This window comes from Diaphorobacter oryzae DSM 22780 (assembly GCF_059568935.1).
Genome location: NZ_JCANUL010000005.1, coordinates 297,037 through 317,061, shown reverse-complemented (window position 1 = coordinate 317,061; position 20,025 = coordinate 297,037). Strand labels below are relative to the sequence as shown.

Genomic DNA, 20,025 nt, shown 5'->3' with positions numbered 1-20,025 from the left:
GCCGATTGACAACAACTGGATCGAGAACCAGATCCGGCCCATCGCTCTCGGAAGATCGAACTGGCTGTTTGCCGGGAGCCTGCGCGCTGGTCAGCGGGCGGCAGCCGTCATGAGCCTGATCCAGTCAGCGCGCATGAACGGGCACGATCCCTACGCCTACCTCAAGGACGTCCTCACACGGCTGCCCACGCACAAGGCCAGTCAGATCGAGGAACTGCTACCGCATCGCTGGAAGCCCGACGCCATCTGATCTTCAGCCACGGCCGCCGACAGCGGTCAACATGGGTTCGCCGCGCGCATACCAAGATTCGATGGAAATGCTGGGTCAGGTTTACGTGGAAATCAACAGACTTAGTGTCTAAAGCCGCAAAGCAGTAGCCCAACTTGTTCCTCAATTCGTGTTGGACCTCTGGGTTAGACAAGCCTGTAGCTCCTTCGCATGCGACCAGGTTTTGCTGGCAGGAGTCAGGCCAACCCTCCAGATCGTCATCGAGAGCGATCCAATGCCGGGGCTTTCTGCGTTGCGCGTCTTCTTGAATTTGCACACCCCGGGGTGTGGTTCGGAACATGGACAGGTTCCAGGGATCCACGCCATGGACACGCTTGTGATAAGTCCCACCAATAAAACGGGCACGCAAGGAGACCGGAAGGCGCTTGAGGGTTGCGCTGTATCCGGGACGAATGCACCAGGTGCTGCTCAGCACCAGGGCGACTGCTGGATAGGGTTCAAGCACCGCCTCCAAGATGGGAACCCATTCGAACAAGGAATGTCCTGCAGCCTCATACGGGCTCATGTAGATGCCCTTACGTGGATGCCAGAGCACTTTTTCGTGGTGGACGACACCATCGAGGTCTAAATACAGAACGACGTCCGCGCTGCGCGGAGTGGACGCAGGGAGATACGGGGAGTTCTGGCTGGATGGCATAGCCATAGGCATTCTGCATGGTGTCAATTGGTCAGCGTGGATGGCCACAGGTCCAGACCGGACCGATGACTAGCCAACTCCCTGCCCATGCTTACGAGTACGCACCGGATTGGGCTCGCGAGAGCAAGCTCCTTACTACCTCCAGGCCATCGGGCTCCTTGAGTACATCGATGGGTCTCCGATTTCCCAATGCCGGGACCACACCAGAAAGCCAATGGTCTAGCCACGCCCTTTCATCAAAACCGGCTTGCTCTCCTGACTCTGCGAGCATGCCCTGTACGAGCACGGTGAGAGTGGCGATATCGTCTTCAAGGGCCATGGCTTGCTCCGTAGAAATGGCTGGGGTTCAGTGCGCAACACTGATGGTGCAATCCTTGGGATTGCGCGTCACATTTTGAACTTTGTTGGCGGTAGGCCTGAGTCGCATTTTGTTATTGCCAAGCCATGCCGACTGTTACTACAACAACGCATTCTTTCAAGTCACGGAGTTCTCTAAGGATGGCTTGAAATTGCAGTTGTGCATCTCCTGGCACATGACAGATTCAGCGCTGGAATCGAACCTGCCGTCAAACCCGAAACATGCAGCCGAGCAACACAGATTTCGAGTCCATATGACCTTTGCAAGACTCCATAATTGCGGCCAAAGGGAGGGAATGAAATGCCGGTTGAACTTGGTGTTTGGCGAGTTGATCAGGGGTTGCAAGCTGTGCTGCATCAGCCCATGGCTAACGAGAAGAAGCTAGAAGACCTGATTGAGGCGAACATCGCAGTAGTTGCGCCTCATCTCATGGTCATCGGCCGGCAAGTCCAGACCAGCTATGGGAAGTATGTCGATCTTCTGGCGATTGACCGGGCCGGAAACCTGGCAATCATTGAACTCAAGCGCGACATGACACCGCGCGATGTAGTAGCCCAGGTGTTGGACTACGGCTCTTGGGTCATCGGCCTGCAGAGTGATCAGATTGCATCTATCTGGGGCAACTACGTCGAAAATTATCGCCCCAGCGACAAGGGCATGAGTCTTGATCAGGCGTTCTGCAAACGGTTCGGCTTGAAAGAAATGCTTGATGAGCTAAACACTGAGCATGAGCTGATCATTGTCGCCAGTGCCTTGGATGACAGCACCGAGCGAATCGTGGAGTACCTCGCTGGCTACCACGGCATCAACATCAATGCTGTTTTCTTTCGGATGTTCAAGGACGGTGATCGTGAGTACCTCACACGCGCCTGGCTTCGTGACCCTACGGAAGATGCATCCGACTCACCCGATGCGCCAGCCAACAGTCATTGGAACGGTGAGTATTACGTTTCCTATGCTGGCGAGAATCGCGAGTGGAATGAGGCCCAGAAGTACGGGTTCATTGCAGGCGGAGGCGGGACCTGGTACAGCAACACCCTACAGATGCTGTCTCCCGGAAATCGTGTCTGGGTGAACATCCCGGGAACAGGATATGTCGGAGTCGGTGAAGTGACAGGTCTCAGGGTGCCTGTAGATGACTTCACGTTTGACGAAAACGGGCACACCAAAAAGATCACCGACACCGATGCCGTCATCGCCACCCGGACCAAGTACGCGGAAAGTCCGGAGAACGCAGAGTACCTGGTGCCTGTAAAGTGGATCAAGACTGTGCCTGTCGCCAACGCGATCAAGGAGAAGGGCTTTTTCGGGAACCAGAACACCGTTGCGAGGCCAACCTCACCCAAATGGGTACACACCGTGGCGCGGCTCAAAGAACGTTTCCAGATCGACTAGACATCGCTAGAGACTGCACTTTGACTGGTTCTTCTTCAGCTCCGCAAGACTCTCCTTGCGACGATCCTGTAGTTGCGCTCGCTGATCAATCCGACGAGTTCGAGGATGCCATACTGGCCTGCTTTCCTGCTGCAGGTGTGGTCCTGGCCATTGAGTCCGAACAAAACCACTTGGCCTTGAGCGCATGCCACCTGTGCATTGAGCATTCCAGGGTAGTAAGAACTGCATTTGCCATTGACGCCCCGAGCTCTGCATGCGGAGTTATTCGCCTTCAATATGAGGCTCTGCTGCGGGCTTCGTGGCTCCTTTTCGCGGCAACTCCAGCACAGATCGAAAAGCTAGGCAGAGAACTGACGCCGGAAGCCGAGCTTGCAGCCAAAAATCTCCCAAGTGCTGGCGAGATGCTTGCCAAGGTCTTGGCAGCAGCCCCCGCAGGGTTGACTGCACATTTGGCGGAGTTCAACGAGTATTCACGACACGCCTTGAACTCGTATGTCCACAGCGGGATTCACCCGCTTCGCCGAGTGCGTGAGGGATTTCCGGTGGAGATGGCAATGAATCTGATTCGAATCTCCAATGGGCTCATGCACATGGCTTACCGAATGCTTGCCATGCTCATGGGATCACAGCGCCGAATGGACAAGGTGACGCACTTGTACAAACAGTTCACTGATTGCTGTCCAATGGCCCCCTCGGGTCAAACGCCCGGAAACAGCTAGTTCGCAGGAGCTAGACATTCCCGACTGTATTTGGATAGGGCTCAGGGCATCCCAGCGACCCATATTCAATCACTCATACAGTGTCCGCCCGCTCGTCGAGAACAGGCATCAACCGCATGCCCTAGAGCGTTGAGTTCAGTTCAGAAATGGCCTTCACCCCCTGACTGCCAGCTGTACGTGGAAATTGACACTCAAAGCATCCATCCTGAAACTAAATCGCCCTTCCTGTTCTGAACGGAGATTCACCATGGAAAAGCGCTGGTGCAATGCATGCGGAGAGTCGTTTGAACCCCGGCCTCAAACCCCTCACCAGTTGTACTGCGCAAAGCCAGAGTGTCAGCAGTCACGCAAACGCTTGTGGCAAAAGACAAAGCGCAAGACTGACGACGACTACCACGAGAACCAGGCTCAGGCCCAGTCTAGTTGGCGCAGGGATCATCCGGATTACTGGCGCCATTACCGTGAATCACACCCCGAGTACACCGCAGCCAATCGGCAACGGCAGAAGCAACGCAATGCTCGGCGCTCCTCTTCTTTGCACGCGTCCCCAATTGCAAACAGTGACGCGTCACCACAAGCCTTGCCCGTACTGGGCATCTTCAAACTCATCGCAATCGCCCCAGCTACGTTGGCAGGACAACACGAGTGGATTGTCCAAATCAGCTTGGCGCCTTGATTCAATTCGGAGACGTGTGATTGCAAAGAGAGGACTTCATCGCCAACAGATGATGACGCTGGTAGTGTGGTGTTGCCGTTGCTGACCAGGGAGATGTTTCCAGGTAGCCGATGACCTCGTGGCGCAGCACCACGAGTCTGTTGAGGAGCTGCACGATGGATAAAGGCGATCTACCATTGCCACAGAAAGGGCAATCGAACTTTCGCGCGGCCGAGTACGTGCGGATGTCGACCGAGCACCAGCAATACTCCACGCACAACCAAGTCGCCCGCATCCGGGAGTACGCCCAACAACGCGGCATCGAGGTGGTGAAAACCTATGCCGACGAAGGCAAGAGCGGGCTTCGGATTGCCGGACGGCTTGCCTTGCAACAGCTCATTGAGGACGTGGAATCGGGTGCTGCGGACTTCTCCATGGTGCTCGTCTACGACGTTAGCCGTTGGGGTCGCTTCCAAGATGCGGATGAGAGCGCGTACTACGAATATCGGTGCAAGCGCGCGGGTATTCAGGTGGTCTACTGCGCGGAACAGTTTGAGAACGATGGCTCGCCCATCTCAACCATCGTCAAGGGCGTGAAGCGAACCATGGCTAGCGAGTACAGCCGGGAGTTGTCGACGAAAGTGTTTGCAGGCCAGTGCCGGCTGATCGAGTTAGGTTATCGGCAAGGAGGGCCTGCGGGCTTTGGATTGCGCCGACTACTGGTTGATCAGACGGGGGCGAGTAAGGCAGAACTGGCACGCGGCGAGCACAAAAGTTTGCAGACCGACCGCGTCGTTTTGGTGCCTGGACCCCAGGAAGAGGTGCAGGTGGTCCAAAGCATCTACCGATGGTTTGTCAATGACGGCTTGTCTGAGACGGAGATCGCCTCGCGATTGAACTGCTCGGGCATCCGCACCGATCTGGGTCGCGAATGGAACAGAGCCACTGTTCATGAGGTCCTCATCAACGAAAAGTACATCGGCAGCAACGTCTACAACCGGGTGTCCTTCAAGCTGCGCAAGCTGAGAGTGGTCAATCCTTCGGACATGTGGATTCGCAAGGAGGACGCTTTCCCAGCCATCGTCGCCAAGGAGGACTTCTATACCGCGCAAGGCATCATCCGCGCGCGCTCACGCCGCTATTCAGACGAAGAATTGATTGAGCGACTTCGCAACCTCTATCAGCACCGCCAAGCGCTGTCTGGGCTCATCATCAATTCAACCGAGGGCATGCCATCCTCTTCGGTCTACGCCCATCGCTTCGGCAGCTTGGTACGTGCTTACCAACTTGTTGGTTTCGTCCCGTCGCGCGATTTTCAGTACGTCGAAATCAACCGGCATCTGCGCCGGATGCATCCCGCCATCGTCGTGCAGACCGAGGAGAAGATGGCGGCGCTGGGCGGTAGCGTAAGACGCGATCCGCTCACCGATCTCCTGTATGTCAACGAGGAGTTCAGCGTCTCTATCGTTCTGGCTCGTTGTCGGCGCCGCGAGTCAGGACAATTGTTCTGGAAGATGCGGTTCGACACGGGCCTTGCGCCCGACCTCACGGTCGCGGTACGTCTTGATCTCTCCAACCAATCTACTCTGGACTACTACTTGTGGCCCAGGCTGGACTTCGGTAATCCCCGCATCAGTTTGGGAGAACGCAATCCGGTGGAACTGGAGAACTACCGGTTCGACAGCCTGGACTACTTCTATGGAATGGCAGCACGAACCCGACTGCGGAGAGCGGCATGACCGAGCCGCTTTCTCTGCCCGAGCTGCGCATGATCCCGATGGACCGCATAGAGATTCTGAATCCGCGCGAACGTAACCAGCGCAAATTCAGCGCCATTGTGGAGAACATCGGAGCAGTTGGTCTGAAGAAGCCTGTGACAGTCACACCGCGTCCAGGCGAGGATGGCGCAGAGCGCTACATACTGGTGTGCGGCGAAGGGCGATTCAAGGCATTCCAACAACTGGGGGAGAAGCGCATTCCGGCGCTTGTGGTCATGGTCTCCGACGAGGATGCGTTCGTCATGAGCCTTGCGGAGAATGTCGCACGGAGGCGGCATCAACCACTGGAACTGCTGCGCGGCATCACGTTGCTGCGCGACAAAGGACATTCCGTCCAAGACATCGCGCGCAAAACCAACCTGCACGAGTCCTATGTCCGGCACATTCTTGAGTTGGTCGACAAGGGGGAAGAGCGACTGCTGGTCGCCGTCGAGCGCGGCAAGATGCCGATTACCGTGGCCATTCTCATCGTCGGTGCCGGCAATGACGACAAGGCAGTACAGATGGCAATGCAAGAAGCCTACGAATCTGGCGAGCTGCGTGGCCCGCAGCTGATGTACGCCAAGAAGCTGGTGGAGCGGCGCCAGTTTCTAGGACGCTCCATCGCACGTTCCACGCCTCGGAAGCCTGTCGACATTACCTCGTCTAGCTTGGTGCGCGCCTACAAGACAGAGGTTGAGCGCCAGCGCATCATGATCCGCAAGTCGTCTCTCGTCCAGCAGCGACTCTTCTTTGTATACGGCGCACTGAGAAAGATGCTGGGCGACGAGAACCTGGTCAACATCCTTCGATTGGAGGGGCTGGACACCTTGCCCAAGTACCTCGCCGAACGCGTTTCCCGCAGTGGAGGCTCTGTATGACATCCACGGCCCTTGGATTTCTGCCCAAACCGCTCATGATTGAGGTCGACCGAATTCTTCCGTCGGCCAAGCTCGACCAAAAGATCACGGCGACGCACAAGTTCCGGCAGATCAAAGAATCCATCGCCGAGATCGGTCTCATTGAGCCCCTGGTGGTCACAGCTGTCGACCGCAAGACCTCGCGTCATCTCATCCTAGACGGGCATTTGCGCTTAATGGCCATGAAAGAGCTGGAGCTCAATGAGATTCCCTGCCTGGTCTCCACCGACGACGAGTCTTTCACGTACAACAACCAGCTGAACCGCCTGTCGACTATCCAAGAGCACATCATGATCCGCCGCGCGATGGATCGTGGCATTTCTGCAGCGAAGCTAGCCAAGGGGTTGTGCATTGATGTGAGCTTGCTGCAAAAGAAGCGCAGCCTGCTCGACGGCATTTGTGATGAGGTGGCCAGGATTCTGAAAGACCACCAATTCTCGACAGAAGTCACTGCTGTATTGCGACGTATGAAGCCCACTCGCCAAGTCGAGTGTGCCGAACTCATGGTGGCCGCCAACACGGTGACCGCCAGCTACGCCCGTGCGATGCTCGCAGCGACACCAGAAGAAATGCTGGTCGGCGGCAAGAAGATGGTTCGCAGCGCCGCGATGTCGCAAGAGCAGGTGGCGCGGATGGAAAACGAGATGACCAACCTGCTGGGGCAGTACAAGCTGGCCGAGCAATCGCACAGCGAGGACATGCTGCACTTGATGATCGCCCGAGGCTACATCGTCAAGCTCGTAGACAACGCGCGCGTGCTGCGGTACATGCAGACCCACTTCCCAGAGGTCTTGGAAGAGTTTGCCAAGATCGTGGAGATGACGACCGTGGAGGCTTGAGTATTTGAGCTCCATCGGGAGCGCGTCAGCACTGCCGCGCGCCTAATACATCGCTTCAAAGTTGCGCTTTGATGCGCGCAAACAGTTGGTCCGCGCGCTTGTAACCGGGGCGCGGTCCTTGGAAAGAATGGGGAAGTACCGCGAGACCCTTCATGTCGCGCTCATGGAAAATTTTCCAACCTATACGCTCACCGGACTCACTGCCGCCCCCCACCTGATAGGCCCGTAGAGCGCGGTTCCCTTTCCGGTCAGTGCCATACGTGTGTGGCTCGACTGTGCGCATGTACCCGTCATAGTTGAAAGTCAACAGATGCTGAGTCCGGATCGCTTCGGCAATCGGCATGTCTTGTCCTCCATGTGTGCAGGTCAGAGCAAAGTCGTTGAAACGTCTTCAGGCGGCCTTCTTTCCTTTAAGCGGGAGCTGCAGCTCCTCGACGTCAAGGGTGAAATTCAGGGGAACCTGAATCGGGTCTTTGTCCTGGTTTTTGCCGTTGTAGACATCCACATCAGTTTTGAGCTGGAAACAGTCGCCGACGATTTGCTGCCGTCGTTGTCCGAACGACTTGACGAAATGTGACCGAGGCGCTTTCTCGTCGTCCATGTCCGCCCACAGTGACATCGTGCGGTCGCCCTTCTTGAATCGCACCGCATGCTTGGCCCGATAACGCTGCCCGTTTTCATCGGTGCGGTACTCTTCACGGAAGTATTGTGAAACGTCTGAAGCAATCGCATCGACCACGGTGCGCACGCTTGGCTTGTGCAGGCCGTTTCTGTACGCCCACTCTGCGACAGCATGAGGATCGAGCAAACCGTCGCCTCCTACCTCGGACTGATAGCGCTCAATGTATGCCTTGACCTGATTTCCATACGCGGACATGTGAATCTCCAATGGCGGTGGTTACTCGGTGAACGATCCCCAGCCGTCAACGTCGGCTGAGGGCAGTATGAATGCACGTATCTTCACTTGGTGCTTGCGCAGGAAGTCGTGGCGGTCGAGGCGACGCTGTAGCTGGCCGACCACCAGCCCCGGATGGACCTGGATGCGTTGGGCAAACCGAAGCACTCTTTCTTCAGAGAAGTAGGGCTGTACTCGCGCAACGAAGTCATCCAGCTCGGCCTTTGGGACACAGAAGTCGGCCCCTGCGGCGTTTGCCAAACGCTCACACTCGGGCAGGTCGGCTTTCGAGTCCCCAACATCAGTGTCGATGACCGCGCGGTTCTCTGCCTTGCCATCCTCGCGCAGAACATGCTCAAGCTCGTGACGAAGTACAAACCAGAAGTTGTCGATACGATCAAACCGCAGCGTCATGCCAACTACTGGCGCATTGCTGTCCAGCCAGAAGCAAGCACCGTCTATCTTCGACCCCACCAACGGCTCGACAAAGACCAGCCGTACGCCAGCTTCTGCAAGGATGCGCGGGACGTTGCGAATCTCTTCCGGAGCGAGGATCAGTGCTCTTAGCTTCTCGATAGCTGACAGCAACTTTGCCTTCGAATATGTCGGCACAACTTGCTGACTTGCGATGGCGCGCACCCGAAACAGCCATGCGAGCTGCAGCGGCGTGGTGTCTGCCATGGCATGCGCCTTCTTCGCCGCGTGACTCAACTGAGGAGTCGCCGTGACATCCGCGATGTCGAAGAACTCGCAAAAACGCTGCTCCAGGACCTCGATGCTCTCGCTGGCCCGCACCCATCCACGGCGCAGCATCTCGCGTACCGGAAACTGGGTGTACAGGCGGGCTTTGCGCGCTACGTTGTCGTTGGGCACAGTCACCTTGGAAAGCTGGTACTGGCTCTCCAGGTTCATCCAATATTCCGGCGACGTGCCAAAGGCCTCCCCGAGGCCTTTGGCCGTTTCCGGCGTAATGGCTCGCTTGCCTGCTATGAGCTCGCTCACAAGCCGTGGCGGGCGATCCAAGATGTCTGCCAGCTCCTGCTGGCTCCAGTCCCGCGCCTCCAGTTCCTCTCGCAGGAACTCGCCTGGCGGGAACACTTCGGCGGGTACTCGTGCGTTCATAGGCTCTCCAAAACTTCTAGTGGTAGTCAACGATTTCGACGATGCCGATGACCTTGCAAGGGTGATCTCCACGGATTTCCAAGACCAAGCGCCACTGCACGTTCAGCCGCACTGAGTGCTGTCCCTGACGATCCCCTTTTAGCTTCTCGAAGTGCAACGACTTCAAGGCCATGAAATCACGCTCATCTCGAAACGCTCGAATCTGCTGCATCCGTTTTCGGTACGCCCGAACAATCTCCTGCGAGAAGCCGGCAGTGAACTGCGGGTCGGTCTCGAGGCGGTCTAGGTTGTCATCGTCGAACTCCACTTCCATGAGAACGAGTCTAGACAAAACGGCTTATTCAGTCAACACCATATTTACACCACGTGTAAAGATGGTGCTTCAATATAAATTTGCATGCAACGGCGTTAGGTTCTGTCGAGCATTGTTCATTTATGATGGGTGTTCATCCGCAATGAACATAGCGTACAAATGAACAAAAGCGACATTCTCATCAAGGCGATGGAGGCCACCAGCCCTCCTTTGAGCTGGAAGGTTATTGAAAGAGAGAGTCTTTCATCACCTGGCGATGCGGATGCCATCCTTGCACTACGCATTAGGGAAGGTCCAGCTCACCGGTTCGCGGTGGAAGTAAAAACGGTTGTGCGTATTGAAACCCTGAGAGCACAGGCAGCCCGTAGTTCAACAATCTCTCGTCACCCAAGTTGGCTTGTTGTTGTTCCGTACATGTCGAAGACAAATGCCGCCCTTTGCCAGGAAGCCGGGTTGAACTTCATAGACACAGCTGGGAACGCCTTCATCGACGTTCCCGGTTGTTATGTCTTTATCACGGGCAAGCAACGGCTTGAACAAGAGCCTGTTGGATCTGGCCATGAGGTGATGGGGTCTGCAAGCGCCCTGCGGGTCATCTTCACTTTGCTGACAGAACCTAACATGCCGGGAAGCCCAATCCGCGACATTGCGACAAAGGCGGGGGTCTCACTCGGCTCCGCTGCGAAGGCGATGGAAGGTCTACGACGCCTGGGCCACTTGAGCCCAGGTGATACCAAAAGCCGCAGACTTCTCGCTGTTGACACCCTGCGGACCGAGTGGGCCCGCAACTACCCCATCGCACTGCGCAACAAGCTCAAGCCTCAGCGGTATGCACCGCAGAATGGATGGTGGTGGAAGGATGTCAAGCTGCAGCCGGAAGAAGCGGCTTGGGGGGGCGAGGCGGGTGCCGCGCTCAAGACCTCATATCTCCAGCCCGAGCAGATCACCATCTACTGCTGGAAGGATCGAGGAAGATTGTTGATGCAGCATCGCCTACGACCCGATCCCAACGGCACTGTTGAAATCCTCGACGCCTTTTGGGCGCCTCCCAGTTTCAACGCTGAGCCCATCGCACCTTTACTGCTGATCTACGCGGACCTCATGACCAGCCTGGATGGCCGCAACCGCGAGGTGGCAAACCTACTGAGAAAAGACATCTTCGATGCTGAAACGACTTCCTGACCGCGACATAGACCCTACATTGCGCGCGATCCTGGAACAGGCGCGCAACGCTACCGATGCACTGGAAATTCCGTTCTTCGTGGGCGGCGCCATGGCTCGGGACATCATCCTGACCCACGTCTTCGGGCAGGAGGTGAAACGCGCAACACGCGACGTGGACCTCGGGCTCTACCTTGACGGCTGGGACCGCTTCCAGCAACTGAAAGATGTGCTGGTTGAGAAGGGCTTGTTCCACACAGTGCCTGGCAAGCCCCATCGGCTGCACTACGGATCTCCAACAGGTATCCCACTAGATCTGATCCCGTTTGGCGGCATTGAGCACCCTGTAGGCGAGATTGCGTGGCCTCCAGGCAATGACGTAGTGCTCAACGTGGCAGGGTTTGAGGACGCGTATCGTAGTGCGCTGGTAGTAGACCTCGGTGGGGGACTGGTCATCAGGACATGTGCCCTTCCGGCCCTTGCCGTGCTCAAACTCATCGCATGGCATGACCGTCGCAAGTTTTCCAACAAGGACGCCACCGATCTGCTGTTCATCGTACAGAACTATGCTGCCGCCGACAATATGGATCGGCTCTATCAGAGCGAGTCGGAGCTGATGGAAGCTGTCGACTACAACCCTGAATTGGCAGGCGCCTACTTGCTTGGCAAGGACGCAGCGCTACAGTCGGGAAACGATACTGCGGCTTTCGCCAAAGCCATCCTTGAAAACGGGGTGTTGCAACAGGAGTTGATCGACCAGATCATCCGAGCGAAAGCAGCATCGCACAGTCGCGAAGATGAGCAGAGGTATACCCAGTACCTGGAAGGATTCCGCACGAGCTTCCTCAAACAACTGAGTGAACTCGGCCAGTAACAATATAGGATCTTTGCAAGTTTATGAGAATGACTCCTAGAGCCGTTCCTACTGAATGTGCAAATGCCATTGGCTCGCAAGGCTCAAGGTTTGCAGGTTCAGTGAGAACCTACAGATGTTTGCTGTAGAGAAACGCATAAGCTGAGAAAACGAGCCCCATAAGTTGAGAAACTTATGGGGCTTTTGCCTTAGGGCAACGCTGCACAAGTTCCTCGCGCGCGGCGCCTTTAGGGTGCTTGGCGCACTCGCCGCGCCGGGGTGTTCTGGGAAGTTCAGACGAATCCTTCCAAGCAATCCGCTCCGGTTTCTGCCGAGCACCCAGGGGCTCTTCACTTGAACTTCTTCAGGTACCGCGTGAAGACCCACCCGGCGAGGATTGTGTCGTTCTCGCCTCGCCACTCCACCAGGGTGAAGGCACCCTCCTCCTTCACGACGCGTACTGCTGTCCCAAACTCGAGACGCCCCATTTGCTTGCCCAGCGCCGCAGGCGATTCGCGCACTACCAGTGCGGGTTGGGCGGCCACCAGCCGGTAATCAGCCAACACGACCTTTCCACCGGCTTCACGCACCACCTTCCCCGCCGCCTGCTTCTCTGCTCCCTGCGGACTGTCCTCCCGCCACTTGCTCACTAACGGAGGCGCTACCGGCGTAACAAAGGCCAGCACAAGCCCGACGATGAGGGGGTAGATGATGTAAATCAGGACGGACCTGAGAGGCCCTTCCTGCTGCTGCTCCAGCAGTTCGACCACGCGCTTTAGCGCGTCCTCCGGCGTGGCTTGCGTCAGGGCTTCCGCAGCGACTCTTTTCCCGACGGCCTGCGCCTGCTCTCGCAACTCCGGGGACGGGTTGGCCAGAACGTCCCGGATGCCGCCAATACCAGCGATGCTGTCAAGAATCGCTTGGCGAGCGTCCGGTGAGGCGCTACCGAAGGCCGGCCTCAGCGCCTGGGCGACAATGCCGTCGATAATCGACACGTGCTGCCGACGCATCTCCTCCGCGAGGCTGGCTGCGGTCGGCACCATCGAAGCGTACTCGTCGCGCATGCGCGCCCAGAACGGGTCAATCTGCGGCACGAGGGACTGCTGGGCAGCGAGCCGCGAGATGGATTCCAAGGCGTCCAGGCCCGCAGCCTTCGCGTATCCGCCTAGCTGCGCCTCAAGCCGTTCCCGGACCGAATCCATCGACGTAATAGATGCGCGCTCGGACGTCTCCTTCGCGTTTAGCCACGCCGTGCGGCCCCTGATACGGTCGAGCTGCTCCTGCATGGCTTTCGAAGTAGATGCGATGCCTGCCAGGTGCTGCCGTGCCAGCTCAATGGCACCGCCGTTGCCCAGCAGCCCGTCCAGTTGCACCTGTAGCCTAGCCGTCGTATGCATGTCAGTAAGCACCTCGAGGTGCTTCTTCTTCGTGTCCAACTCGGGGTAGTACGTCAGGTCCTTGAGCTGCTCCTCCATGGCTTTGGCGCTCGTGACGCCCACCACCCTGTCGAGCTGTTCTTTGGTGGCAGTGAGGGTACCGAAACCGTTGATTGCGTCGAACTGCTTCTGCATCCTTTCCAGTTCGCGGGTCGGCCCCAGCATCCTGTCGATTTGGTCTTGCAGCTCGGCAGCCGCGCTCAGCGGACCCGCCATCTCGTCGCGCATCTTCTGAAGCGCATCTACCTCGCGGTGGCGGGCTGTGGCGCGCCTAGCGGCGTCCGCCATCTTTCCGGGCGCTGTTTCGGGCTTAGGGGGAGCGTGCTCGTCGGCCATGAAATGATTTTGCCCGACAGGTTCAGGCGCCACACGAGAAGTAACTCGGAGACCAGATGCCCCCCTGTACTGCCCCGGTTTCTGCGGAGGCTGGTTGGCTTAAGTCAGGCTGACATTCCCAACGGCTCCGGGGTATCTATGAGCGTTGATGTCGATTTTTCATACTGCGCCGAATCACGCGGAGCAAGATTTGCAATATGTGCTTGGATGACTGCTATGGAGCGATAGCCTATAGGTCTCGACGCTGTTATTAGCGGCAGCGACCACTACAAACCTGGCACCGGGTGAAGCACCGCCACCTACAGCGCATGCCCAGCCCTACCCTCGAAACCGGCTAGGCAAGTAGGGCCCCGCAGCAACAAAGGTCTGCTCGCCATCCATCTGTTCTGCCAGCAGCCGGGCACAAGCGGGCCCCAGCGTCAGGCCCTGGTGCCCATGGCCAAAGTTGAACCACAGCCCCTTGTGGCGGGGTGCCGGCCCCACAAGGGGTTTCATGTCTGCGGTACAGGGGCGCGCGCCCAGCCATGGCTCCTGCTCCACCGGGTCGCCAAGCTGCACGATTTCGCGCACCAGGGCCTCTGAGCGCCGGATTTGCACCGGTGTCGCTGGTGCGTCCAGGTGGGCAAACTCTGCCCCCGTCGCCATGCGCAGGCCGGTGTTCATGGGGGCCAGCATGATGCCGTTTTCCGCATCCAGCATGGAAATGCCGAAGCCCCCGGGCTGCCTGAAGTGCCGGTGGTAGCCGCGCTTGACAAACACCGGCAGGCCATAGCCCAGCTTCTTCACCGCGGCAAACGACCAAGCGCCCAGCGCTATCACGGCCTCTTCTGCCGTCACGGCCTGGCCTGCGCCCTGGGCGGACCAGCCTGACGGGGTTGGCTGCAGTTCAAGCCCCGGGTCGGTCTTGAATTCGCCGCCGCGCTGCATGAACAGCTTGGCGTACAGCTGCACCAGCTCACCTGGGTTGGCCACGCTCCAGGGGTCTTGCCACAGGATGGAGCCCGCCATGGGCTTGATCAGCGCGGGCTCTATGGCCGCCAGTTCCTGCGAGCCCACGGCGCGGCCGGCCAGGCCGTACGCGGCGCGGATGCGTTCGGCATCTTGTGCGGCCTTGTCGAACTCGCGGTGCGTTCGGTAGGCTTCGTGCCAGCCTTGCTTGCGGATCAGATGGCCTGCGCCGGCGGCCTCGATCCACGGCGCATGTTCGGCGGTGCTGTGTGCGATCAGCGCGCTGTACTCGGCCGCGATGTGCCGGTAGCGCTGCGCGGCGGAGTTGCGCCAGTACTGAAAGAGCGGGCGCAGCAGCCCGGGCAGGGCCGAGGCATGGTAGTGAATGGCATTCAGCCGGCCCAGCGCTGCTGCGACCAGCGTGGGCATGTCGCGCGGAAAGCCGTAGGGCTCAACGGCCTCCCGCTGGATCAGGCCGGCATTGCCGAAGGACGCGCCGCGCCCCGGCTCCTGCCGGTCGAGCAGGACCACATGGTGCCCACGGGCCTGCAGCGCAAGCGCCGTGCTGACGCCCACGATGCCTGCGCCCACAACGATGATTTCTTTTCTTTTCATATTCATGCCACATCCATGCGGGCGCGCGCCCGCAAGCTTCACGCGGTGGTAGCGGGGGTACCCGGCCGGTATCGGCCCGGCGGCCGTCAGGCCGGGTCCATCGGCCACTTGGGGCGCTGGATCTTGCGGTACGGCAACGTGCGGTAGTCCTGCGATACGGCACCCGGCGCTCCCACGTAAATGACGTGGGGCGTGATCCGGGTGAACGACTCGTAGAAGTGCTGCGACGATTTCACCACGATGAGTTTTTTGGCCGCCAGGTCGCAGCCCAGTTGGGTGAACAGATCGGTGTTCACGGCCTGGGCGCGGATGGTGACCAGCACGATCTCGATGCCGTCAACGTCCACCAGGGCCGAGTCCCCCATGGCCATCGTGGAGTTCGCCAGCGCCGTCATGACCATGTCGCGCCGAAGGGCCTTGACCGTGCACCTCACGTCCAGCGGGTTGCCCGACAGCGGGCCTATCTTGCCCCCGATGCGCAGGTTGATGGCCGCGCCCACGCCGGCCTCGAACGCGATGCGCACGGACACCGGGTCCCACACGGGCCCCACGGCCACCTGGCCCACGCCACGGCGAATGATCTCTTCCAGGATGAATGTGGAATCACCGGCCGCACCGCCGCCTGGGTTGTCGGCGCCATCGGCCAGGATGACGGTGCCGTCCGTCGCCTGCGCCTGGTCCAAGGACGCCTGCACGTCGGGGTATTCCACATTCAGCTGCTCGCGCATGCCGATGAGTTCATCGGCCAGGCGGGCTGCGCAGGCCTGCGCCTTGGCCGCGTCGCCGTCGGTGTAGACCAGCATCTTGGTGCCCATGCCCGGCACATCGCCCCACGGAAAGCCATGCGTGATGGAGATCGACAGCACGCCATCCTTGCCTTCCAGGCTCGACACCTTGTCCACGAAGCCGCGGGCGGGCTCGCGCGTGGTGTGCATCAGCACAATCATGGCGCAGTCCACGACGGCGGCCACGGGCCGGATGCGGCCCTCCACGGTCGCGGCGCACAGGTCCACCAGCTCCAGCCCGCGTTCCAGGATGTCGGTGTGGGGATATTCCTTGAAGGCGATGAGCAGGTTGGCCGCCTGCACCATGGCATCGGTCAGGTGGTTGTGCGGATCCAGCTCGGCGCCGATGACCACCTTCGGGCCCACCATCTGCCGGACGCGGGTGAGCAGGTCGCCTTCGCAGTCGTCATAGCCGTCCGCCACCATGGCGCCGTGCAGGCCCAGGAGCACCATGTCCACCGGCATCGCCTTCGCCAGGTCTGCCAACAGTTCATCGCGCAGGCTCTCATAGGCCTCGCGGGTGGTGATGCCGTTGGGCTGCGATGCGGCCACCAGCCCCTCATGCAGTTGCCAGCCCCGCTCCTTGCCGCGCATGCGCGCGGCCCACAGGGGCCCGGAGAACATGGTCAGGCGGTCGGGGTGCTGCCCTGCGGGGTAGTAGGCTCGGTCTTTGAACGAGGTGATGCCGGTCGGCATGGGGCCGAACGTATTGGTTTCCGTTGCGAGGGTGCCGCTAAAAACGCGCATCGCGGATGCCTTTCTTGCCGGAGCACATGCCCGTCGGTTGCGCACAGGCCCATGCCGGCGGCGTGCGGGTGAAGGCGCAAAGTCTAGCATCCAATTTTGCATATACGCAAATTTCACGCATGCCCTCTCCGGCTCGGCGTTGCGCTGCACTCCGCCGCACCGGGGCCGCGGTGCGGTTCGGTACAGTGCGAACCTGTCCGCAGCCCCACACCCCGAACACCGTGAAGCCCCACAACAACCCGCCAGCCCCCAAGCCAGCAACGCCGGCGACCTTGGACCGCGTGACGTTCGGAGAGCGCCTGAAGCAGACACGCAAGCAGTACGGCTGGACGCTGCAGAAGCTGGCCGATATCTCGGGGGTGTCGATCACCACCATCTCGCGGGCGGAGCGCGGCCAGATTGCGCTGGGCTACGACAACATTTCCGCCCTGGGCCAGGCCCTGCAGATCGACATCGGGGAGCTTTTCGCCAATGTCGGCCACAAGCCGGCGCCCTTCACCAAGCCGGTGGTCACGCGCGCAGGCGACGGCGTGAGCTACAAGGGCCGCACCGTGTCGTACGAGTTCCTGGGCACGACCGCCTCCGGCAAGAAGATGAGCCCGGTACTGGCCACCATCCATTCCCGCGCCATCGAGGGCCCGGCCAGCTTTGCCAAGCATGACGGCGAAGAGTTCGTGTATGTCATCAGCGGCGCGATCGACGTGCATTTCGACAACGGGGACTGCATCCAGCTGTCGCGGGGCGATTCGCTGTACTTCGACAGCCGCATCGGCCATGCCTATGTGTCCACCAGCCGCCAACTGGCCAAGGTGGTTGCCGTGCTCACGGAAGAGATCGCCAGCCGGCGTGGAGAGTTCGCACCCTAGCGGCGTCCCCGCCCAGCGCCCGTGCATGCGGGTATTCCGCACTGCGGCAGTTTTTGCACATATGCAAAATTCCGCTATCATGCCCCGAGGCCTCGATAGGAACCCAGACCGCCATGCCCGCCTGGCTTGGTGGGCAGCCTTGGTTCGTATTTTGCATATCTGGAAATTCTCGGCTGCCAGGCGCCGTGCATGTGGCCCTTGCGGCATGCCGGGATGCTGCCCCGCTCACCGGCTTGGAGACCTCTGCGGTGGGCGCTGCCAGATTCGCCGCCATCGTCGTCCCTCTCTTCGGTTCAAGGATTCACAATGACAAATACGATTCAAATCCAGAGTCAGCCCACGACCCAGCCGCGCCGGTGGATGCAGCGCATCACGCAGGGCGGCGTGGTGTCTGCGGCCTGCCTGGCGGCGGCAGCAAGCGCCCATGCGCAGGCCACCGATTGGCCGCAAAAGCCGATCCGCCTGATCGTTCCCGCCGCCGCGGGAGGTGGCTCGGACAACATCGCCCGCATGTGGGCCGACTGCATCGGCCCCAAGCTGTCGCAGCCAATCGTGGTGGACAACCGCGGCGGCGCATTCGGCATTCCCGCGATCCAGACGCTCAAGCAGAGCCCCGCCGATGGCTACACCCTGTTCTTCGCGGGCATGTCGCACTTCGCCATCACGCCCTACATCTACGCCAAGCAGCCGTACTATCCCGAGAAGGACTTCGACCCCATCTCGCTGCTGGTGACCGCCCCCTACATCCTGGCCACCGGCCCCAACTCGAAAATCTCCGCGTTCGGCGACATCGCCCCAATGGCCCAGACCGCCGCGGGCGGCCTGAACTTCAGCTCCCCGGGCAACGGCTCGCCCGCGCATCTGATGCAGGCCATCCTGGCGGAACGCATGCAGGCGAAGTTCACCCACGTGCCCTTCCAGGGCGAGCCCGCGGGCATCACGGCCCTGGCCGGCGACCAGATCGACCTGGGCCTGTTCGTCGCCAGCACCGCCCTCCCCCAGGCGGTGGCCGGCAAGGTGAAGGCCCTGGCCATCTTTGGCCAAAAGCGCATGCCCGAGCTGCCCAACGTGCCGACCATCAACGAGGTGCTGAACGCACCGGAGCTGTCGCACGGCAGCTGGGGAGCCATCGTGGCCAAGAGCGGGACACCCAGCGCCATCATCCACAAGGTGCACGAAAAGACCCAGCAATGCCTGCAGGACCCGGCACTCGTCAAGCGCTACGAGGCCGCCAAGCAGGTGGTGGTGCTGGGCCCCGTGGGCGACGTGAAGAAGTTCGCGGACCGTGACACGGCCATGTGGAAGCCCATCATCCAGAAGCTGGGCGTGCGCAACGACTGAGCGGACCGCAGGCCATGACGAACGGCCTGCGTGGGCCAGGGCCCTGCATCCGCCGCCGGCAGGGGCGGCGACTAAAATGCTCGCCCCCTTGCCCGCATCCACCGTTCGCATGAGCACTCTGACCATCCGTCCAGCCACCCCCGATGACGCCGGGCTGATCCTGCGCTTCGTGCGCGAACTGGCGATCTACGAGAACGCCGAGCACGAAGTGCTGGCCACCGACGGGCATGTCCAGCGCACCCTGTTCTGCGAGAACCCCAAGGTCTTCGGGCTGATCTGCGAAGACGGTACCGCCGCCGTGGGTTTCGCGGTGTACTTCTTCAACTATTCCACCTGGCAGGGCCGCCATGGCCTGTACCTGGAAGACCTGTACGTCGCGCCGGACCACCGGGGCAAGGGCGCGGGCATGGCGCTGCTGCGGCACCTGGCGCGCATCGCCGTGGACCAGGATTGCGGCCGGTTCGAGTGGAGCGTGCTGGACTGGAACACCCCGTCCATCGCGCTGTACGACAGCCTGGGCGCCCGCCCGCAAAGCGAGTGGATTCGCTACCGCCTCACGGGTGCCGAACTGCAGGCGCTGGCGGCGCAGGCACCGGGCCTGCAGCCATGAGATCCCCCATCGCCATCGTCGACGTGGACCGGCTCGACACCTGGACCCGCTACCGCGCGGGCCTGTGCGAGAGCTGCGCGGCCAACTGCTGCACCATGCCGCTGGAGGTGCAGCTGTCCGATCTGGTGCGCCTGGGCCTGGTGGACGCGTTCGAGGCTGCGCACGAGGAGCCCCGGCACATCGCCAAGCGGCTGCAGAAGGCCCGGCTGATCGACCATTTCAACCACAAGAACACCGTCTTCACCCTGGCGCGGCGGGCCAGCGGGGACTGCCATTTCCTCGACCCCGCGACGCGGCGGTGCACGGTGTACGAGCAGCGTCCCGAGACCTGCCGCCTGCACCCGCAAAAGAAAAGCCCCAAGCCCGGCTACTGCGCCTACGGCGCCAAGGCGCTGCAGCGGCGCTGACGGACGCTGCGGCGGCCTGGC

General features: G+C 60.2%; 21 protein-coding genes. 12 read left to right on the top strand and 9 right to left on the bottom strand.

Translation table 11 applies throughout. The annotated features are described in order from the left end of the window. Positions 1–250: transposase domain-containing protein (locus tag BP68_RS11110; protein ID WP_496371640.1), on the top strand; the 250-nt coding region annotated here is incomplete at its 5' end. Here BP68_RS11110 and BP68_RS11105 read toward each other — a convergent pair. Both BP68_RS11105 and BP68_RS11100 read right to left on the bottom strand, forming a co-directional pair. Then, the gene (locus tag BP68_RS11105) at positions 174–926 is read right to left on the bottom strand and encodes an HAD domain-containing protein (RefSeq protein ID WP_496371656.1); all 753 of its coding nucleotides are present in this window, start codon (positions 924–926) and stop codon (positions 174–176) included. The genes BP68_RS11110 and BP68_RS11105 overlap by 77 nt on opposite strands. A 91-nt stretch (positions 927–1,017) precedes the next feature. After that, positions 1,018–1,197, bottom strand: coding sequence for an antitoxin Xre/MbcA/ParS toxin-binding domain-containing protein (locus tag BP68_RS11100; protein WP_496371654.1), 180 nt, complete (start codon positions 1,195–1,197; stop codon positions 1,018–1,020). 387 nt (positions 1,198–1,584) lie between these two features. Between BP68_RS11100 and BP68_RS11095 the strand changes: the two genes are divergently transcribed. The 5 genes from BP68_RS11095 to BP68_RS11075 all read left to right on the top strand — a co-directional run bounded on the left by BP68_RS11095 (position 1,585) and on the right by BP68_RS11075 (position 7,569). Beyond that, entirely contained in the window at positions 1,585–2,679 is a 1,095-nt protein-coding gene (locus BP68_RS11095; RefSeq protein ID WP_496371638.1) for a DUF8606 domain-containing protein, read from the top strand. Positions 2,680–2,699: 20 nt separating this feature from the next. Next, positions 2,700–3,398: a DUF6988 family protein gene (locus BP68_RS11090; RefSeq protein WP_496371636.1), complete on the top strand. Its 699-nt coding sequence runs from the start codon at positions 2,700–2,702 to the stop codon at positions 3,396–3,398. Positions 3,399–4,229: 831 nt separating this feature from the next. Further along, the gene (locus BP68_RS11085; protein WP_496371634.1) at positions 4,230–5,792 is read left to right on the top strand and encodes a recombinase family protein; all 1,563 of its coding nucleotides are present in this window, start codon (positions 4,230–4,232) and stop codon (positions 5,790–5,792) included. After that, the gene (locus tag BP68_RS11080) at positions 5,789–6,691 is read left to right on the top strand and encodes a ParB/RepB/Spo0J family partition protein (protein ID WP_287803825.1); all 903 of its coding nucleotides are present in this window, start codon (positions 5,789–5,791) and stop codon (positions 6,689–6,691) included. Before BP68_RS11085 ends, BP68_RS11080 begins: the two co-directional genes overlap by 4 nt. 35 nt (positions 6,692–6,726) lie before the next feature. Continuing rightward, complete coding sequence (locus tag BP68_RS11075; protein WP_496371631.1) at positions 6,727–7,569, top strand: plasmid partitioning protein RepB C-terminal domain-containing protein; 843 nt, start codon at positions 6,727–6,729, stop codon at positions 7,567–7,569. Between the two features lie 55 nt (positions 7,570–7,624). Here the strand turns inward: BP68_RS11075 and BP68_RS11070 are convergent, their stop codons facing one another. The 4 genes from BP68_RS11070 to BP68_RS11055 are packed head-to-tail and all read right to left on the bottom strand — an operon-like array spanning position 7,625 to position 9,899. Further along, entirely contained in the window at positions 7,625–7,912 is a 288-nt protein-coding gene (locus BP68_RS11070) for a hypothetical protein (RefSeq protein WP_496371629.1), read from the bottom strand. A gap of 48 nt (positions 7,913–7,960) precedes the next feature. Then, positions 7,961–8,446: a hypothetical protein gene (locus BP68_RS11065; RefSeq protein WP_338796682.1), complete on the bottom strand. Its 486-nt coding sequence runs from the start codon at positions 8,444–8,446 to the stop codon at positions 7,961–7,963. Positions 8,447–8,467: 21 nt separating this feature from the next. Continuing rightward, positions 8,468–9,586, bottom strand: a complete 1,119-nt coding sequence (locus BP68_RS11060; protein WP_496371627.1) for a HigA family addiction module antitoxin — start codon at positions 9,584–9,586, stop codon at positions 8,468–8,470. A 16-nt stretch (positions 9,587–9,602) separates the two neighbouring features. Next, positions 9,603–9,899: a type II toxin-antitoxin system RelE/ParE family toxin gene (locus BP68_RS11055; RefSeq protein ID WP_496371625.1), complete on the bottom strand. Its 297-nt coding sequence runs from the start codon at positions 9,897–9,899 to the stop codon at positions 9,603–9,605. Between the two features lie 159 nt (positions 9,900–10,058). Here BP68_RS11055 and BP68_RS11050 point away from each other — a divergent pair, with 159 nt between their 5' ends. After that, positions 10,059–11,081, top strand: a complete 1,023-nt coding sequence (locus tag BP68_RS11050) for a type IV toxin-antitoxin system AbiEi family antitoxin (RefSeq protein ID WP_496371623.1) — start codon at positions 10,059–10,061, stop codon at positions 11,079–11,081. Then, complete coding sequence (locus BP68_RS11045) at positions 11,062–11,934, top strand: nucleotidyl transferase AbiEii/AbiGii toxin family protein (protein ID WP_496371621.1); 873 nt, start codon at positions 11,062–11,064, stop codon at positions 11,932–11,934. The genes BP68_RS11050 and BP68_RS11045 overlap by 20 nt, the downstream gene beginning before the upstream one ends. Positions 11,935–12,263: 329 nt before the next feature. Here BP68_RS11045 and BP68_RS11040 read toward each other — a convergent pair whose 3' ends face one another. The 3 genes from BP68_RS11040 to BP68_RS11030 all read right to left on the bottom strand — a co-directional run bounded on the left by BP68_RS11040 (position 12,264) and on the right by BP68_RS11030 (position 16,780). Next, on the bottom strand, positions 12,264–13,685 hold the full coding sequence (locus BP68_RS11040; protein ID WP_496371619.1) for an SH3 domain-containing protein: 1,422 nt from the start codon (positions 13,683–13,685) through the stop codon (positions 12,264–12,266). A gap of 318 nt (positions 13,686–14,003) precedes the next feature. Further along, positions 14,004–15,254 carry an NAD(P)/FAD-dependent oxidoreductase gene (locus BP68_RS11035; RefSeq protein WP_496371617.1) on the bottom strand — a complete coding sequence of 417 codons (1,251 nt, stop codon included), beginning with the start codon at positions 15,252–15,254 and terminating at the stop codon, positions 14,004–14,006. Between the two features lie 80 nt (positions 15,255–15,334). Next, positions 15,335–16,780 (bottom strand): M81 family metallopeptidase, encoded by a 1,446-nt coding sequence (locus BP68_RS11030; protein ID WP_496371615.1) that lies wholly within the window; start codon positions 16,778–16,780, stop codon positions 15,335–15,337. A gap of 221 nt (positions 16,781–17,001) precedes the next feature. Between BP68_RS11030 and BP68_RS11025 the strand changes: the two genes are divergently transcribed. From BP68_RS11025 to BP68_RS11010, 4 genes are all read left to right on the top strand, one after another. Further along, complete coding sequence (locus BP68_RS11025) at positions 17,002–17,646, top strand: helix-turn-helix domain-containing protein (RefSeq protein ID WP_496371613.1); 645 nt, start codon at positions 17,002–17,004, stop codon at positions 17,644–17,646. A 306-nt stretch (positions 17,647–17,952) separates the two neighbouring features. After that, a complete protein-coding gene (locus BP68_RS11020) occupies positions 17,953–18,987 on the top strand; it encodes a Bug family tripartite tricarboxylate transporter substrate binding protein (protein ID WP_496371611.1) in 1,035 nt (344 codons plus the stop codon). A 109-nt stretch (positions 18,988–19,096) separates the two neighbouring features. Next, positions 19,097–19,597 (top strand): GNAT family N-acetyltransferase, encoded by a 501-nt coding sequence (locus tag BP68_RS11015; protein ID WP_496371609.1) that lies wholly within the window; start codon positions 19,097–19,099, stop codon positions 19,595–19,597. Further along, positions 19,594–20,004: a YkgJ family cysteine cluster protein gene (locus BP68_RS11010; protein ID WP_496371607.1), complete on the top strand. Its 411-nt coding sequence runs from the start codon at positions 19,594–19,596 to the stop codon at positions 20,002–20,004. Before BP68_RS11015 ends, BP68_RS11010 begins: the two co-directional genes overlap by 4 nt. Positions 20,005–20,025 lie beyond the last annotated feature (21 nt).